A 14,840-nucleotide genomic window follows, 5' to 3' on the forward strand; every position below is an offset into this window, starting at 1 on the left:
CTTTTAGCTAAAATAAAATTAGATATAGAAAAGTCTACACTAATTAATAGCTATAGTATAAATGAAAATCACAAACTTAAAAATTTCACTGCTTGTATGTGTCACATTGTTTTTAGTAATCTTACCAACCCAAGCACAAGATACTAGTCAAACAAAACCAGATGTAGGGACAACTCAAAAAATTGGAGACGTTATTCTGTTTGCATTGCCAGCAGCAACAATCGGCACCTCTTTTATCATCGGAGATGAAAAAGGAGCTTGGCAATTTACTAAAGGATTATTACTAACAGAAGCGATAACATATGGTCTAAAATTAAGTATAAATAAACAAAGACCAGATATGAGTAATGATAACTCATTTCCTTCAGGGCACACTTCTACCGTATTTCATAGTGCTGGATATATTCATAGAAGATATGGTTTTAAATATAGTATACCAGCTTATGCATTGGCTGGTTTTACAGCTGCAAGCAGAATCGATTCTAAAAAACACGACATTCTTGACGTATTGGCAGGCGCAGCTATTGGTCTTGGTAGTAACCTACTATTTACTACAGAATATCAGCAAAAGCATATGGAGCTTACTTTTAATAAAGAAGATGGAGGCTATCTATTAGGGTTTACTTACAAATTTTAATGTTTTTAGAATGAAATATATCTTTAATATTATTGTCGGGTTAATACCATTTATAATATTCTCTCAAGAAGATTCACCATCTGAAATAAGGAGAGAAACCAATTTAGAAGTATTCGGTGATTATGCACAACACGCACCAGCATTAACTTCTTTGATTATGATAATTGCCAATAAGGACAAAAAAGGACTTTGGCAATTCACAAAATCTTACGGAACAACATTAGCACTTACCTACGCCTTAAAATATGGTATAGATAAGCCAAGACCAGATGGAAGAACGGATGGTAAAGCATTTCCTTCTGGGCATACAGCAGTCGCATTTTCTGGAGCTTCTTTTATTCAAAGACGGTACGGATGGTCTTACGGTATTCCTGCCTATGCCATTGCTGGTATAGTTGCTTACACAAGAATAGAAGGTATAAATGACAGACACGACGGTTGGGATGTGCTAGGAGGCATTGTGGTTGGTGTTGGTAGTACTTATTTATTTACAACGCCATATCAAAAAGAACACTACGAACTGACATTTTCTGGAAAAAACAATAACTATTTAATTGGCCTTACATATAAATTTTAAAAAATGGAAACAAACAATCAGCTCAATAAAGTAGCACAGATAACCATTTTGTTTTGGTTAATGAAAATTGTAGCTACCACATTAGGGGAAACCTTTGGAGATTTTATTTCAATGACATTAAACCTAGGATATTTAATTAGTCTTGGAATTACAGGTTTAGTTTTCATAATCATTCTTTTGGTTCAACTTAATTGTAAAAAATATATTCCGTACGTGTACTGGTTAGTCATTATTGCTACAACTACTTTAGGAACAGAAATATCCGATTTTATAGACAGATCATTACATCTTGGGTATACAGGAGGAAGCATTTTACTATTCGTGGGTTTAATAATAACATTGTTTCTGTGGAAAAAGAAACACAAAAGCTTAAATGTGTTCCCAATAATTAGTAAGAATAAAGAAATATACTATTGGATAGCAATATTGTTTTCAAACAGCTTAGGTACAGCATTTGGAGATTATTTAAGTGATGTAGTGGGCTTATCCTATCTGCAAGGTGCTTTTGTTACAGCTGCAATTATAATAGTAGTTGTAGTAGTGCATTATGCTACCAAAATAAACGAAGTTGTTTTGTTCTGGTTGGCGTTTATTTTCACAAGACCCTTTGGCGCAACATTCGGAGATTTTTTAACAAAACCTACAGCAAAAGGCGGTTTAGACCTAGGGACATTAAATGCATCAATGGTTGCTCTAATCGTAATTGTACTACTCATTTACCTAGAACACAGAAGACAAAAAATAGAACAAACAATTTATAAACTTTAATAATTTTTAAAATGAAAACACTAAATGTACTAACAATTTTGGCTATAACAGTAGCCTTTACATCTTGTGCACAAAACAAGAATGAAAAAATTGCACCGCAATCCGTAATATCAAGTTTTGCGAATAAGTTTCCAAAAGCTAAAAAAGTAGAATGGAGTAAGGAAAACGAAAACGAATGGGAAGCCGATTTTAAAATGAACCATATGGAGTATTCTGCAAATTTCTCTAATAAGGGCGAATGGTTAGAAACAGAATACGAAATTAAAAAATCTGATATTCCTACTAACATCAAAAACATATTGGATAAAAATTTTACTGATTATGATATCGAAGACGTAGAAATATCAGAAACAGCACAAGGTAAATCCTACGAATTTGAAATTGAAATAGGTGAGCAAGAGTATGAAGTAACTATTGACCACAAAGGAAATCTAACAAAAGAAGAAGAAGAAGAAGAAGAAGAAAACGAATCAGATGAGGATTAAAATTTTAGTAAACACTATTATATTTTTATGGTCTGTGTTAACGTGGTCACAAGTCCAAAACACAACTGTATCAGGAAAAATTATAGATGCTAATTTAAAGGAGCCTTTAGCTTATGTAAATGTGGTTTTAAAAAATAACAACACTACCAACGAGTTTGTGGCAGGTGTTATTACCAATGACGAAGGTGTATTTACGCTCGAAAATGTAAGCTCGGGTAATTATTTAATTGAAGTATCATTTATTGGTTTTAAAACATATTCAAACACTATTTATGTTGGTGCAAATTCCAAATATTTAGATTTGGGTACGATAGCTTTAGAAGAAGATGTATCACATTTAGATGAAGTAGTAATAACATCAAAGAAAGAAGCCATAGGTAGTAAAATGGACAAAAAAACCTATGCTGTAAGTGCTAATATTTCACAAAGTGGCGGAACGGTTTTACAATCATTAAAAAATTTGCCAGGTATAACAACACAAGAAGGTAAAGTGCAATTACGTGGTAGCGACAAAGTATTAGTGCTAATAGATGATAAACAAACGGCAATTACAGGTTTTGGTAATCAAAACGGATTGGATAACATTCCTACATCAGCTATTGAAAGAATTGAGATTATAAATAATCCTTCTTCAAAATATGATGCCAATGGTAATGCGGGTATTATTAACATCATTCTAAAGAAAGAAAATCAAAACGGTTTTAACGGAACATTGGGTATTACAACTGGTCTGGGAGCTTTATGGGAAAGGAAAGAAAATTTACCAGGTATAAGACCACAATATAAAATGACGCCTAAAATAAATCCATCCATAGCGCTTAATTACAGAAAAGAAAAAATAAACTTCTTTTTGCAAGCAGATAATTTATACACAGAAACCTTAAATAAAAATGAGTTTACAACTCGTAGTTACGATGATGGCACTGTGATAAATCAACAATTAAAACGCAATAGAAATACTAATTTTTTCACATCAAAAGCAGGATTGGATTGGTTTATGAATGATAACAATACGCTCACAATATCAGGACTTTTTAGTAAGGAAAGTATTAAGGATTATGGAGACCAACCATTCTATAACCAACAATTAACAGAACAATTAAGGTTATGGCAATTTTTAGAAGATGAAGTCTTAACAGCTGCAATGTTTTCGGCTAACTTTGAACATAAATTTTCACAACCTGGGCATAAGTTAAACGCTTCATTCAATTACACGTTTGATAGAGAAGATGAAAAATATTTTTTCACGAATACCACACCTTCCTTTATTGAAGAAGAATCCTTTTTTCTTATAGCTGACCAAAAAGTGGTTGATGTAGCGTTAGATTACTCTAAACCTTTAAAAAATGGTTTTTTAGAAACTGGCTTTAAGTTTAGAAATAGAATAATCCCAACTGATATGCAATTCAATCCATCCGATGAAAACTCGGTATTAGATACTGGTGCAGATGGTAAAGCAGAATACAAAGAAATTATCCCAGCTGTATATACCAATTACACTTACGAAACTGAAAATTGGGAAGCCGAAGCGGGTCTACGGTTAGAATATGTGAATTTAGAGTATCAAGTAGACCCAAATCATAATACTTACCAAAGTAATGGTTATAACTATTTTCAACCATTTCCTAATGCAAGGATTAGTTATAAAATTAATGATAAAAATAGACTTTCAGCATTTTACAATAGACGTGTAGATAGACCAGATGAAGTAGATATTCGTATTTTTCCAAAGTATGACGATGCCGAAATTATTAAAGTTGGAAATCCAGCTCTTAATCCACAGTTTACAAATTCATTTGAATTGGGTTATAAAAACCAATGGAATAAAGGGTATTTATATACCGCATTATACCATAGAATAACCGATGGTACTATTACCAGAATTGCAACTACTGAAGGTGATTCTAACTTAATTTATAATGTGTCGCACAATGCAGGAAATAGTTTTAATACAGGTTTGGAAATTGTTGTAGATAAAAAGTTGTCAGACGTATGGTCGGCTAATCTGAATATGAATGGTTATTACAATAAAATTGATGCCTTTTCTGTACTTAATAAATATCCAGTAGAAAACACCATTTCAATATCAGAGCAAACAGCATATTCAGGAAACATTAAACTCAATGTTTTAGCGAAATTGCCTAAAGAAATTGAAGCACAATTGACCTCAATTTATTTAGCACCTGATATTATCCCTCAAGGTAAAATTAAATCTCGTTTTTCGATAGATTTTGGCATTAAAAAACCAATACAGAACAATAAAGGAGAACTATTTCTTAATGCTACCGACTTGTTCAATACCTTGGTAATTAAAAAAGAAGTAAATGGAGAAACATTTAATTTCACAAGCAATGACTATTATGAAACCCAAGTGATTCGTTTAGGTTATAAGTATAAGTTTTAACTAAGTAAACTAAATTATTAGAGTCTTTTCAGTAAACTGCTTTTATATTATAATTTTAAATAGATGTAAATTCTTTGCACAGCCATTGCATCCAATTATTAGTATATTTGTACAGCTTTATGAAAATATTCTTTTCCATATCTATGTCTATTTTATTCCTTTTTCAAGGGATAAGCATAGATATGGACTTTTGTGGCCCAATTAAAGACATTTCAAAAGTTATTACCCATTATCAAGACCATAAAATTTATGGAGACTCTTTCCTTGAATATGTAGTTGAAGATTATATTTATAATAACACCGAAAAAGAAGAACATCATAATGATTCTGATGAACAGGGCATACCAGCTCATTCTCATCAACAGTGTTGCCAATCTTTGCTATTGTATGTTACTAACAATAACATTCTCTCAATTAATCAATTTATCATTGAAGAGAGGAAACAAATTAATCCACATAAAGAAATCTTTAGCTCAAGATACTTGGAATCCCCTTTCCACCCCCCTCAAGTTTAATTTGGTTTTTACAGGATAACTTTATCCTTTCAAGACCTCATAGGTCTTTTTGTTCGATAACTATCACAAGTCTTATCGAAAAGTTTAACCGAATTAATATTTCATTATATGATTAATAAAATCATTGATTTTTCAATCAATAACAAATTCATTATTGGTTTGCTTACGCTTACCATAATTGGAGCAGGTATTTGGAGTATGACCAAAGTGCCAATCGATGCTGTTCCAGACATTACCAATAACCAAGTACAGGTTATTACACAAGCACCTAATTTAGGTACAGAAGATATTGAACAATTTGTAACCTACCCTGTGGAAGTTGCAATGAGCAACCTGCCTGATGTAAAGGAAATTAGGTCAATCTCTCGTTTTGGCTTATCGGTTGTTACCATCGTATTCGACGATGATATGGGAACCTATCTACCTCGTCAATTAGTAGCCGAAAAACTAAACGAAGTCAAAGAACAAATTCCAGCTGGTTTTGGAGAACCTACTATGGGACCTATTTCCACAGGATTAGGGGAAATTTATCAATACACCTTAAAAGTAGCACCAGAGTATAAAGACAAATACGACATTGCAGATTTACGCTCAATGCAGGATTGGATTGTACAACGTCAAATGGCAATGGTAGAAGGTGTGGTTGAGGTTAACGCCATAGGCGGTAAAATTAAACAATACGAAGTCGCGGTTGACCCAAACGATTTAAACGCAATTGGATTGACCATTACAGATGTCTTTAATGCACTTGAAGCCAATAATCAAAATACAGGTGGTGCATATATTGAAAAGAACCATCAGGCTAATTTTATTCGTGGAGAAGGCTTGGTACGGAGTTTAGAAGACATTAAAAAAATTACGGTAAAAACCGTTAATAATATTCCTGTAACTATTAATGATATTGCAACTGTGCAATTCGGTTCTGCCATACGTTACGGTGCATTAACCCAAGATGGTGAAGGTGAAGTTGTAGGTGGATTGGTGATGATGCTAAAAGGTGCAAATTCCAATGATGTTATTGCCAATGTAAAAGAGCGAATGACTCAAATTGAAAAGTCATTACCTGAAGGTGTAATTATTGAACCCTTATTAGACCGAAGTAAATTAATTGGAGAAACAACTTCTACTGTAACCACAAATCTTATTGAAGGTGCATTGATAGTTATTTTTGTGCTTATCTTCTTATTGGGTAATTGGCGAGGTGGTTTAATCGTTGCTTCAACAATACCATTATCCTTATTATTCGCTTTTATTTTAATGAACGTGTTCGATGTTTGGGTAAACTTAATGAGTTTGGGAGCAATAGATTTCGGTATTATAGTTGATGGCGCTGTAATTATTGTAGAAAGTACAGTATTTCTCATTGCATCACAAGTACTAAAAAAGAAACAGCTTACATCCAAAGAGCGAGATAAAGTGGCGTCTAATGCTTCAAAAAAGATGATGAACGCTGCGTTTTTCGGTCAGTTGATTATCCTTATCGTTTTTCTACCCATTTTAGCCTTACAAGGTATTGAAGGAAAGATGTTTAAACCAATGGCATTGACCTTTATTTTTGCTATGATTGGTGCAATGGTACTGTGTTTAACCTATGTGCCAATGATGTCTGCTTTAGTGTTAAGAGCACCAAAAAATGATAAAAAATCTTATGGAGATAGATTTGTACATTGGGTTGAAGACAAATATCAACCTTTATTGGTTAGAGCCTTGCGAAAAGGTAAATGGGTAATTGGTATTGCAGTTGTGTTGTTTGGGATAACCGTTTTTATGTTTTCAAGAATGGGTGGTGAATTTATCCCGCAACTCGATGAAGGTGATATTGCATTTCACGCTATTTTAAAACCAGGTAGCTCACTTACAGAAACTATTGAAACTACGACCAAAATAGAACAAATAGTAAAAGCCAAATTTCCAGAAGTCGAAAAAATTGTGAGTCGTATTGGTGTTGCTGAAATACCAACCGACCCAATGCCAATGGATTTAGCTGATGTTTTTGTTATTCTGAAACCTAAAAGCGAATGGACAACAGCAGAGACAAAAGATGAATTGATTGAGAAAATGAAAGAAGCGGTTGAAATCGTTCCTGGTGTTAATTATGAATTTACTCAACCTATCGAAATGCGTTTTAATGAGTTGCTTGAAGGTGTGCGTGAAGATATTGCCATTAAACTCTATGGTGAAGACATTGACATACTATCCCAAAAAGCTGAAGAAATATCTAAAATTATTGCAGGTACTGAAGGTATTGGAGATATGAAAGCGGAAGCCACAACGGGTTTACCACAAATGACCATCAATTACAACCGGAATAAATTAGCACAATACGGACTTCAAATAAATACGCTCAATCAAACCGTACAATCTGCATTTGCAGGTGGTACAGCAGGTGTGATTTTTGAAGGTGAAAAACGCTTCGATTTAGTGGTGCGTTTAAGTTCTCAAAACCGAAAGGATATAACAGATGTTCAAAACCTGTACATCAATTTACCTTCAGGTGCACAAATTCCACTTCGTGAAGTAGCTGATATATCTTATAAAGCGGGACCTATGCAAATAAGTAGGGACAATACCAACAGAAGAACCTATGTAGGTATCAATGTGAGAGGACGTGATGTAAAATCTTTAGTAACTGAAATAAAATCAAAATTAGATGCACAATTGGAACTACCATCGGGTTATTTTGTACGCTATGGCGGTGCTTTTGAAAATTTAGAACGTGCCAGTAACCGATTACAAACCGTTGTTCCTATCGCCTTATTACTCATATTTATACTAATATACTTTGCATTAAAATCACTACCTCAAACCTTAATGATTTATATAGCCATCCCAATGGCAACTATTGGTGGTGTAGTAGCCTTATGGTTGCGTGATATGCCATTTAGTATTTCGGCAGGTGTTGGTTTTATTGTGTTGTTTGGTGTTGCGGTATTAAATGGATTGGTAATGATAAGCGGACTCAACGAATTAAAAGAAGAAGGTGTAACCAATCTAAAGGATAGAATAGTTGAAGGTACTAAACGAAGAATCAGACCTATTATGCTAACTGCTTTTACAGATGTATTAGGCTTTCTACCAATGGCTATTTCATCATCAGCTGGTGCAGAAGTACAACGTCCTTTGGCAACGGTAGTTATTGGTGGATTATTAACTTCAACTTTGCTTACCTTATTTGTTTTACCAATTTTATATCATTGGGTAGAAAACAAATCTTTTACGTTTAAGCCAAATAAAAAGTTAGTAACAGCAACAGCAGTTGTATTATTACTATTTGGCTTTTCACCACAAAGTAATGCACAAGAGTTGAATGATACAATTCCCGAAATTTCATTACAGGAAGCTGTTAAACTCGCAAAAAGTAATTATCCATTGCTCAAACAAAAGCAGTTGGAAATTACAAAACAAGAGCAATTAAAAGCGACTGCCTATGATTTCGGAACGACTCAAATTTTTACAGGTGGTGAAGAAATTAATAGTGGTAATGGCATCTATACAACCATAGGTGTTGGTCAATCCAACATTGATTTATTTGGAATTGGTACAAAAAAGAAGCTGCAAGAACAACGCATTCAATTGGCACAAAAAGCCTTTCAACTTTCCGAATTAGAACTGGAATTGGAAGTCAAAAAAGCGTGGTCAAAATGTTATCAAATGAAACGAAACTATGATTTGTATAAGGAATTGGATTCCATTTATTCCAAATTTGAACAAGCAGTAGCTTTAAATTATGAAGTCGAAGCCATTTCTAAATTAGAATATTCGGCAGCAAAAAATCAAGCGTTTCAAATTAAAAATAAAAAAGCGCAAGCCTATAGTGATTACCTTATTGCCTTACAGCAATTCAATTTGTGGTTGGTATCAGAAGAAATTTTTACAGTTTCAGATGAATTTGAGGTAGCGATAGATAGTGATATGGAAACGTTCAGTATTGAAAGTCATCCATTGTACAGTATGTCGCAGAACATTGTAGATGAAGCGGAAGCTAAATATAAAGCTGCAAAAGCAGATAATTTGCCAAAGTTCAATCTTCAAGGTGGTATACAGAAAGTAAATGGCAATTCAGGGTTTTACACGTATCAAGCAGGTATTTCCATTCCGTTTTTATCAGGTACTAACAAAGCACAAATTAGAAGTTCCAAAATTGATAAAGAAATAGCAGAAACCAATGTAGCGTTCAAAAAACAGGAAGTACAATCAAGGTTTGTTCAGGCTAAAGAAAATTATATGAAATGGAAAACATCTTGGGAGTTTTACAAAGACCAAGTTTTACCATTAACAAAAGAGCAAAAAACAGGTGCATTACTGGCGTACAGAGAAGGCGAAATAGATTATACTGCATTTACGCAGTTGATAAAAGAAGCCATTCAATCGGAACTTGAAGCACAGACTGCATTAGTAAACTATTTAGAAAGCACATTTCAATTACAATATTTTAATCAATAAGACAATGAAAAATAAAATATATAAAATTCTTACCGTAATGGTGTTAACCATTTTTGTTTCAGCTTGCGGAAATAAAGAAAATCATAACGAGAATGATGGTCATTCCCACGATGAGGAAGAAAAAACAGAAGTTAATGAAGAACATAATGAAAGCGAAGAAGTAATGCTATCACAACAGCAATTCGATGCTTTAAAAATGAAAATAGATACGTTGGCATTACGTAATATGAGCGGCTATGTAGAAGCAAACGGAACGTTAGAAGTACCACCACAAAACGAAGCAGCTATTACTACTGTTGTTGGTGCAAATGTCGTTTCAATTGAAGTGATTGAAGGTGATAAGGTTAATAAAGGTCAAGTTGTGGCTTATCTATCGCACCCAAATATCATACAAGCGCAAACGGATTATTTAAACGCTTATAGCAATAGCGAGCTTGCAAAGAAAAATTATGAACGTCAACAAAAATTATACGATGCTGGTGTTGGTTCTGGTGCTAATTTCCAGAAAGCAGAAGCAGAATATCAAGCATCAAAAGCAATGGTTAATGGTTTAGAAGCGCAATTAAGAATACTCAACGTTAACACTATATCAGTTCGCAATGGAACAATTGCACAGCGCATAGCATTGCGAAGCCCCATTGAAGGTTTTGTGCAAAAAGTCGAGGTTAAGACAGGACAATATGTAGAACCACAAACTGAATTGTTCGAGATTGTAAACACACATCACGTGCACGCAGATTTAATGGTGTTTGAAAAAGATGTCTATAAAGTAAAACAAGGGCAGAAAGTAACTTTTAGTGTTCAATCCATACCAGATGCAGAACTTACGGCCGAGATTTACTCGGTAAGCAAAACCTTTGAAGACAACCCTAAAGCGGTTCACGTGCACGCCGAAATAGAAAATAAATCAGGTAATCTCATTCCTGGTATGTACATTCAAGGAAGAATACAAACCGATAATGCTTTAACAAAGGCATTGCCTGAAAGTGCCATTGTAAAAGATGGCGATAGATTCTTTGTTTTTATAGTAGAAAAAGAAGGGGAAAATTGGGCATTTAAGCCTATAGAAGTGATAACTGGAGAGAAAGATGGAGGTTGGATAGCAGTTGCTTTTTCACAAGAAACACCTGTAAATACCAAGTTTGCATACAATAATGCCTATTACCTTATAGCAGAAATGAAAAAAGGAGATGCAGAACACACTCATTAATTATGGAAAGAATAGAACAATTATTAGATTCAAAAGATATTCGCGTTACGGCAATGCGGTTGCTTATTTATAAATTTCTTGCAGAAAAAGAAATTGCTGTAACGTTAAGTGATATTGAAAATGCTTTTGAAAAAGCAGACAGGACAACCTTGTACAGAACCGTAAAGACTTTTGAAGAAAAAGGCATCGTGCACCAAATAGACGATGGTACGGGCATCACCAAATATGCGTTGTGTGAGCAAGGTTGTAGTTGCGATATTAAAACAGATTTACACTTACACTTTCATTGTACTAATTGTGGTGAAACAGTTTGTTTAACAGACCACAAAATACCTCAAATCAAGGTTCCTGAAGGTTTTATTTCCGAAAATGTAAACTTGGTAGTAAAAGGTATTTGTGATAAATGTAGTGGACAATAATTGCACTTCCATTGCACTGTTTTTAATTGCATTTTTGAAATCAAAGAATTAAGTAATTATGAAAAGTAAATTAGCGATAACAAGTTTGCTTACAGCAATTACAGCTTCATTATGTTGTATAGCCCCAGTTTTGGCTCTAATCGCGGGAACAAGTGGATTTGCTTCAACTTTTTCTTGGATAGAACCATTTAGACCTTACTTAATAGGGCTAACAATAGTAGTTCTTCTATTTGCTTGGTATCAAAAACTAAAACCAGAAAAAGAAATAGACTGTGAATGTGAAACGGATGAAAAACCAAAATTTATGCAGTCAAAAACCTTTTTAGGTGTTGTAACAGTATTCGCAATAGTGTTGTTGGCTTTCCCATACTACTCAAGTATGTTTTATCCCAATTCAGAGAAACAAATTGTTGTCGTTGATAAATCAAATATAAAAACAACAGAGTATAAAATAAGTGGAATGACTTGTGCCAGTTGTGAAGCTCACGTAAACCACGAAGTAAATAAACTTAACGGAATTGTAAACTCAAAAACATCATACGAAAATGGTAACGCAATCATTGAGTATGATAAAACTAAAACAAATGAAGCGGAAATTGAGAAAGCAATTAACGCAACAGGTTATAAAGTAACTGATAAAAAAGAAAATTAATGAAAACCATATTAAAATCGGAAATCACTTGCCCTAACTGCGGACATAAAAAAGAAGAAGATATGCCAACAAATGCTTGTCAATTCTTTTACGAGTGCGAGAATTGTAAAACGGTACTAAAACCAAACGAAGGTGATTGTTGTGTGTATTGTTCTTATGGTACAGTTCCTTGTCCACCAATTCAACAAAACAAAAGTTGTTGCTAAAACAAAACTAAATGAAAAAAAAGAAAGTCAATTTAAGAGATTTAAAACCAAATTCAGAAGAACAACATTCTCACGATGATGGTCACAATCATAGCAATCCTAAAAGTGTTTCAAATTTAAACACCTATTTACCAGCTATTTTCAGTTTCGTAATGTTAATAGTTGGTATTGCTGTAGATTATTTTGAAGCATTTCCTCATTTTTCTGGATGGATTCGTATTCTTTGGTATGTGGTAGCCTATATTCCTGTTGGTTTTCCTGTGGTAAAAGAAGGATGGAAAAATCTTATAAAAGGCGATGTTTTTACCGAGTTCTTTTTAATGTCTATTGCCACAATTGGTGCGTTTATAATTGGTGAATATCCCGAAGGTGTTGCAGTAATGCTATTTTATGCAGTAGGCGAATTATTTCAAAGTGCTGCTGTAAATCGTGCAAAAGGAAATATAAAAGCATTATTAGATGTTAGACCTAAAGAAGCCAATGTATTTCGTGAGGGAGATTATAAAAGTGTTTCGCCTGAAGTTGTCAATATTGGAGAGAAAATTCAAATTCGTGTAGGTGAAAAAATTCCATTGGATGGCATTTTATTATCCGAAAAAGCATCTTTAAATACAGCTGCGTTAACAGGAGAAAGCAAACCAGATTCCATTCAAAAAGAAGCAAAGGTTTACGCAGGTAGTATCAATTTAGAAAGTGTTATTGAAGTTGAGGTAACCAACAAGTTTGAAGATAGTTCTATTGCGAGAATATTAGACTTGGTTCAAAATGCTACAGCTCGTAAGTCTAAAACAGAATTATTCATCAGACAGTTTGCTCGTATCTACACACCAATTGTAGTGTTCTTGGCTATTGGTGTTACTTTTATACCTTACTTTTTTGTAGATGATTATATATTTAGAGATTGGTTATACAGAGCATTAATATTCTTGGTAATATCTTGTCCTTGTGCGTTAGTGATTTCAATTCCATTAGGATATTTCGGTGGATTGGGAGCAGCTTCAAAAAATGGAATATTATTTAAAGGTGCTTCATTTTTAGATGCAATGACCAAGATAAATACTTTGGTAATGGACAAAACAGGAACCGTAACTAAAGGTGTTTTTAAAATCAAAGAAGTAAAAGCAATTGATTGGAAAGAAACCGAATTTATGCAATATTTAATGGCGATGGAAGAACAATCCACGCATCCAATTGCTAAAGCAATTTTAGAGTATAAATCAGAAGGAGAAGATTTTGAAGCTCAAGACGTTTCTGAAATTGCAGGTAAAGGATTAAAAGGAATTGTAAATAGTAAAACAGTTTTAGTAGGTAATAAAGCATTAATGATTACTAATAATATAGAAGTCCCAGCGGAAACGGAAAATATTGTAGAATCTATTGTATTAGTTGCAATAGATAACAAGTTTGCTGGTTATGTGGTAATAGCAGACGAATTAAAAGAAGATGCCAAAGAAACAATTGTCAAATTACAAAAAGTTGGTATCAAAAATATTATGATGCTTTCCGGTGACAAAGATTCCATTACTCAACAAGTCGCTAAAGAGTTGAACATCGAAAATGCAAAAGGTGATTTACTTCCAGAAGATAAGTTAAACGAAGTTGAAATATTAAAAAATAATCCTGAAAATAAAGTAGCATTTATAGGGGATGGTATAAACGATGCGCCTGTTTTAGCAGCAAGTAACGTTGGAATTGCAATGGGTGGTTTGGGTAGTGATGTAGCTATTGAAACAGCAGACGTTATCATTCAAACCGACCAACCTTCAAAAGTAGTTAGAGCCATTAAAATAAGTCGTTCCACACGAAAAATTGTTTGGCAGAATATCATTTTAGCTTTTGGTATTAAAGTAATTGTACTGATTTTGGGAGCAGGTGGTTTAGCAACTATGTGGGAAGCTGTCTTTGCAGACGTAGGCGTGGCTTTATTAGCAATTCTAAATGCGGTAAGGTTACAGAAAATGAAATGGAGTTGAGCATTAAACTTCTGTTAATTAAATAAGTATTTGTTAAAATTTCGTAACTTTGCAATTACAATGAAAAAAGTATTGCATAAAATAATGGCTTTCGCAATGGCTTTTGTAGTGTTATTCTCTACATTGTCATTTACGGTCAATATGCATTATTGTGGCGGTACTTTGGTTGAAACAGCATTTCTAAAAAATGTAAAAGGTTGCGGAATGGAAATGGGCAACCCTTCAACAGAAAGCTGTTCAATCACCAAGAAAAATTGTTGTGATAATAAGCAATTATCAATTGAAGGTCAAGATGAGTTACAACTTACCATTGATAAAATTTCTTTTGAGCAACAAGTATTCATTGCATCCTTTGTATATACTTACATCAACCTTTTTGAAGGTTTAGAAAAAAACGTAACGGCTTACGAAGAATACAAACCGCCACTCGTCATAAGGCGTATCTACAAGATTGACGAGACTTATTTAATTTGATTTTTTAAACATTAGACTGTTTTATCCTATGGCTTTTTGCCATAAGGATAATTTGCTGTATTCGGTGTTGTCCTAAC

Annotated in this window: 13 protein-coding genes; all 13 read left to right on the forward strand. The window is 33.6% G+C overall.

What is annotated here, in order from left to right:
• The first annotated feature begins 61 nt into the window (after positions 1–61).
• Positions 62–637: a phosphatase PAP2 family protein gene (locus P7122_RS01815; protein ID WP_131506055.1), complete on the forward strand. Its 576-nt coding sequence runs from the start codon at positions 62–64 to the stop codon at positions 635–637.
• A 10-nt stretch (positions 638–647) separates the two neighbouring features.
• Complete coding sequence (locus tag P7122_RS01820; protein ID WP_278004073.1) at positions 648–1,214, forward strand: phosphatase PAP2 family protein; 567 nt, start codon at positions 648–650, stop codon at positions 1,212–1,214.
• Between the two features lie 3 nt (positions 1,215–1,217).
• Positions 1,218–1,982 (forward strand): COG4705 family protein, encoded by a 765-nt coding sequence (locus P7122_RS01825; protein ID WP_278004074.1) that lies wholly within the window; start codon positions 1,218–1,220, stop codon positions 1,980–1,982.
• An 11-nt stretch (positions 1,983–1,993) separates the two neighbouring features.
• Positions 1,994–2,467 (forward strand): PepSY-like domain-containing protein, encoded by a 474-nt coding sequence (locus P7122_RS01830; protein WP_278004075.1) that lies wholly within the window; start codon positions 1,994–1,996, stop codon positions 2,465–2,467.
• A complete protein-coding gene (locus tag P7122_RS01835; RefSeq protein WP_278004076.1) occupies positions 2,457–4,871 on the forward strand; it encodes a TonB-dependent receptor in 2,415 nt (804 codons plus the stop codon). Before P7122_RS01830 ends, P7122_RS01835 begins: the two co-directional genes overlap by 11 nt.
• Positions 4,872–5,014: 143 nt before the next feature.
• Positions 5,015–5,386, forward strand: coding sequence for a hypothetical protein (locus P7122_RS01840; protein ID WP_278004077.1), 372 nt, complete (start codon positions 5,015–5,017; stop codon positions 5,384–5,386).
• A gap of 108 nt (positions 5,387–5,494) precedes the next feature.
• Positions 5,495–9,829 (forward strand): CusA/CzcA family heavy metal efflux RND transporter, encoded by a 4,335-nt coding sequence (locus P7122_RS01845; RefSeq protein ID WP_278004078.1) that lies wholly within the window; start codon positions 5,495–5,497, stop codon positions 9,827–9,829.
• Between the two features lie 4 nt (positions 9,830–9,833).
• On the forward strand, positions 9,834–11,039 hold the full coding sequence (locus P7122_RS01850; RefSeq protein ID WP_278004079.1) for an efflux RND transporter periplasmic adaptor subunit: 1,206 nt from the start codon (positions 9,834–9,836) through the stop codon (positions 11,037–11,039).
• Between the two features lie 2 nt (positions 11,040–11,041).
• On the forward strand, positions 11,042–11,458 hold the full coding sequence (locus tag P7122_RS01855; protein WP_278004080.1) for a Fur family transcriptional regulator: 417 nt from the start codon (positions 11,042–11,044) through the stop codon (positions 11,456–11,458).
• 58 nt (positions 11,459–11,516) lie between these two features.
• Positions 11,517–12,110: a mercuric transport protein MerTP gene (gene merTP, locus P7122_RS01860; protein WP_036122966.1), complete on the forward strand. Its 594-nt coding sequence runs from the start codon at positions 11,517–11,519 to the stop codon at positions 12,108–12,110.
• Entirely contained in the window at positions 12,110–12,316 is a 207-nt protein-coding gene (locus P7122_RS01865) for a GDCCVxC domain-containing (seleno)protein (RefSeq protein WP_084176750.1), read from the forward strand. Before merTP ends, P7122_RS01865 begins: the two co-directional genes overlap by 1 nt.
• 11 nt (positions 12,317–12,327) lie before the next feature.
• Positions 12,328–14,289, forward strand: a complete 1,962-nt coding sequence (locus tag P7122_RS01870; protein WP_278004081.1) for a heavy metal translocating P-type ATPase — start codon at positions 12,328–12,330, stop codon at positions 14,287–14,289.
• Positions 14,290–14,349: 60 nt separating this feature from the next.
• Positions 14,350–14,763, forward strand: a complete 414-nt coding sequence (locus P7122_RS01875; RefSeq protein ID WP_250432543.1) for an HYC_CC_PP family protein — start codon at positions 14,350–14,352, stop codon at positions 14,761–14,763.
• Positions 14,764–14,840 lie beyond the last annotated feature (77 nt).

The organism is Winogradskyella marincola (assembly GCF_029624125.1).
Classification (GTDB): Bacteria; Bacteroidota; Bacteroidia; order Flavobacteriales; family Flavobacteriaceae; genus Winogradskyella; species Winogradskyella marincola.

What these genes read in the sequence shown, in the direction of transcription:
- P7122_RS01865 (WP_084176750.1), top strand. Translation starts at nt 12,110, where the DNA reads ATGAAAACCATATTAAAATCGGAAATCACTTGCCCTAACTGCGGACAT.
- P7122_RS01825 (WP_278004074.1), top strand. Translation starts at nt 1,218, where the DNA reads ATGGAAACAAACAATCAGCTCAATAAAGTAGCACAGATAACCATTTTG.
- P7122_RS01815 (WP_131506055.1), top strand. Translation starts at nt 62, where the DNA reads ATGAAAATCACAAACTTAAAAATTTCACTGCTTGTATGTGTCACATTG.
- P7122_RS01820 (WP_278004073.1), top strand. Translation starts at nt 648, where the DNA reads ATGAAATATATCTTTAATATTATTGTCGGGTTAATACCATTTATAATA.
- P7122_RS01835 (WP_278004076.1), top strand. Translation starts at nt 2,457, where the DNA reads ATGAGGATTAAAATTTTAGTAAACACTATTATATTTTTATGGTCTGTG.
- merTP (WP_036122966.1), top strand. Translation starts at nt 11,517, where the DNA reads ATGAAAAGTAAATTAGCGATAACAAGTTTGCTTACAGCAATTACAGCT.
- P7122_RS01855 (WP_278004080.1), top strand. Translation starts at nt 11,042, where the DNA reads ATGGAAAGAATAGAACAATTATTAGATTCAAAAGATATTCGCGTTACG.
- P7122_RS01870 (WP_278004081.1), top strand. Translation starts at nt 12,328, where the DNA reads ATGAAAAAAAAGAAAGTCAATTTAAGAGATTTAAAACCAAATTCAGAA.
- P7122_RS01845 (WP_278004078.1), top strand. Translation starts at nt 5,495, where the DNA reads ATGATTAATAAAATCATTGATTTTTCAATCAATAACAAATTCATTATT.
- P7122_RS01840 (WP_278004077.1), top strand. Translation starts at nt 5,015, where the DNA reads ATGTCTATTTTATTCCTTTTTCAAGGGATAAGCATAGATATGGACTTT.
- P7122_RS01850 (WP_278004079.1), top strand. Translation starts at nt 9,834, where the DNA reads ATGAAAAATAAAATATATAAAATTCTTACCGTAATGGTGTTAACCATT.
- P7122_RS01875 (WP_250432543.1), top strand. Translation starts at nt 14,350, where the DNA reads ATGAAAAAAGTATTGCATAAAATAATGGCTTTCGCAATGGCTTTTGTA.
- P7122_RS01830 (WP_278004075.1), top strand. Translation starts at nt 1,994, where the DNA reads ATGAAAACACTAAATGTACTAACAATTTTGGCTATAACAGTAGCCTTT.